The following is a 2884-nucleotide window of genomic DNA, read 5'->3' on the forward strand; positions in this document are numbered from 1 at the left end:
ACCAGCTAAAAATTTGCGATAAGACTTTGGTTGGTAAGCCATCGACTTATTTCCTCCTTTTTGTTTCTCTTTCTATTTGTTTTAGCTAAATTTAAGAGATATGTACGTTCTCTCTATGAAACTCTTAAACTTAGCGAGTGAACGACTACAAACTACATTATAATTTTTTCCATGATGAAAGTCAACCATTTTTTCAACGGTTTTTCTTTGTTGGAATAACAAAACTGTTTCATATGTAGTCTTCCACCTATTCACCATTTTACCGAATGTTCGACTTTTTTCAATACCCGATTACGTAACTTTTTGACAAAAAGTTTTGTTACATAACTGTAAAGTTACCATTCTCCTATTTATGATACACTTGGAATCGTATGAATGTGTCGAAATAGTAAGAACAATGGCGGAGTGAGGTGGATGATGTGAGGCGGCTTGTATCAGCGTTGCTTTTCGTTTTTCTCTTTCCTTCATTCGCGTATGCAGATAGTTATGATCGGCTCGTCCCCCTTGCGAAAAAATATGTCGGGGTGCCGTATCAGTTTGGTGGCAGTTCGGAAAAAGGGTTCGATTGTTCCGGATTTACGCGCCATGTGATGGACGGGCTTGGAGTAACGCTACCGCGGACGACTGACGGGCAGTATAAACAAGGACGTGCAGTAAAGAAAGAAGATTTACGCGTTGGCGATCTCGTCTTTTTTGAGACGTATAAGAAAGGGCCGTCACATGCCGGCATTTACATCGGGGATAACCGATTTATTCATGCGAGTTCATCGAGAGGGATCACCGTGACGTCGCTTGACGATTCTTATTATAAGAAACGATACATAGGAGCAAGACGGGTGCTTGCTTATGAAGAAGCGGTTGGACAGTTTCGCGATATCGGAAAAGACTTTTGGGCGAATGAAGAAATTACATCGCTCGGAAAAGAAGAAATTGTGCTCGGTTACGCGAAAAGTTATTTTAAACCTGATGAAATGATGACGCGCGCGGATGCGGCCGGGCTAATCGCAGCGTATTTCGACTTTAATATGAACGATCGGAAAAAAACGTTTCAAGACGTGCCGAGCGACCATTGGGCAGTCGGTGCGATTAACGCCCTTGTCAAAGAAGGCATCGTCGATAAACAGATGACATCGTTCCAGCCGGACGAGCCGTTAACGCGCGAACAGTTAGCGATATGGTTTGCGGAAGCGTGGAAGTTAAAGCGCGGGGCGGATGTTCCGTTTGTCGATGTAAAAGAAACAGATGCGGCGTATGATGCGATTGAAAAGCTTGTCGCATCAGGCATTGCGAACGGATATGAGGACGGCACATTCCGTCCGAAAGATGCGGTGACGCGGGCGCAGTTTGCGGTGTTTTTATATCGTGCGATACATATGAAATAGCGATGAAGGACAAGCCTTCATCGCTATTTTTTTTGCAATGTTCGACTGAGAAAGAGCGCAAATTGTCCGCGTGTGACGATGTCGTTTGGGCGATACGGGTCGTTTATTGTAATGCCGTTGAAATAAAGCGTATGGATCGGAACGTACGCCCAATGGGAAAACGGAACATCGACAAATGTATGATTCACCGTTGGCGTTTCGTACACATCGCCATACACCCTCGTTAAAATCGTTGCCATTTGCGCACGGGTAATGTACGCATTCGGATGCAGCTTGCCGTCGTATCCCGTGAGCAACCCGTACGCTTCGGCGATCGCCATTTCTTTATACCACGCATCTGTCGGCTTTACGTCTTTCGCTTTCACGACATATCCTTCAGGAAGCGTCAGACGCAAATCGCGAATAAGCATGAGTGCAGCATGGCGGCGCAATAGCCGTTCGTTCGGGCGATATGTGCCGTCTGGAAACCCCGAGATGATGCCGCGCTCATACAATAGTCGCGCCGCCATCTGCAATTCTTCCCCGACGACATCTGGAAAAAGCGGAGGCGTCGCCACAAGCGAATCAATCGATCCGTATGAGACGCGAAGCGTTGCCGAACCGCGATTGAACCCTTTTGCCGTCGGTTGTACGACGCGAAAAAGTGCTGTATCGACAAACGTTGAACGAAACAGCCACGACACGCGGCTATGTAACGTTGCGCCGTCGTATGTCGTCTCATTTATTCCTTTCGGTATGCTCCCGATATGCACAGAAGCGTACCGTCCGTCCCCATCTTGCCCGTTTATATATGCTGATGTATCAGCGTACGTGTAAAAACGAAGTGTATATATGTTATTTTTTACCGTATAGTTCGTCAACAAGAGCGAAAGGGGCGGCTGCGGTTCGTACGGTGCGCCAAGCTCGTTTTTCCAATACGTTTGCAGCGCCGGAAGTTCAAAAGGGGTAGGAAGATGAACGTTCATTTGCATATGCCCTTTTAATGCGTTCGATGAGCCGAATAGTTGCACGTAATCTTCTGCGAGTATTTCAGGCATATACCATTCATACGCCCCACTCCCATCGGCATGGGCATTCGGATAGCGAAACAATTCGCGCGCCGCCGCGTAGCGCGACATGAACCATTCGTTCGGAAGGCGTTGCTCTTTATTCAACAAATAATAATACGTAAAATGATGCCCATATTCGTGCGCTAACGTCGTCGCCATTTGCTCGACGGTCGTCCATTCATTTCCCCCATATAAATGAATATACCGATTTGGAAGCAACGCGGGCTTTGGACTTGTTTGATATTGCGCAAAATATTGTCCGAGTACGTTTGCACCGGCAGGATAGTCAGGAAAAATTTTAATGCTCCGTAACAAAGCAAGTTCAGCGCCATGTTTGTTTTTTAATAGTTCTTGTTCCAGCTGAATAAGCTTCGTCTTCGTCCAATGCGGGCTATAGCTTTCAAACGTGACGCCACTTTCCCCTTTATAGCTAGCGATAAGCGAATAGTAGTT

The 2884-nt window shown here is 46.3% G+C and carries 2 protein-coding genes; one reads left to right on the forward strand and one right to left on the reverse strand.

All coding sequences use genetic code 11. The features are described 5' to 3' along the window. Positions 1-419: 419 nt before the first annotated feature. Entirely contained in the window at positions 420-1382 is a 963-nt protein-coding gene (locus tag V7Z64_RS12780) for a C40 family peptidase (RefSeq protein ID WP_334110656.1), read from the forward strand. Positions 1383-1405: 23 nt separating this feature from the next. On the opposite strand, the gene V7Z64_RS12785 is transcribed toward V7Z64_RS12780, so the two are convergent. Next, the coding region (locus V7Z64_RS12785) for an S-layer homology domain-containing protein (RefSeq protein ID WP_334110658.1) at positions 1406-2884 on the reverse strand (1479 nt) is incomplete at its 5' end.

The sequence above is a fragment of the Anoxybacillus sp. genome, from assembly GCF_036834105.1.
In the GTDB taxonomy this organism is placed as follows: Bacteria; Bacillota; Bacilli; order Bacillales; family Anoxybacillaceae; genus Anoxybacillus.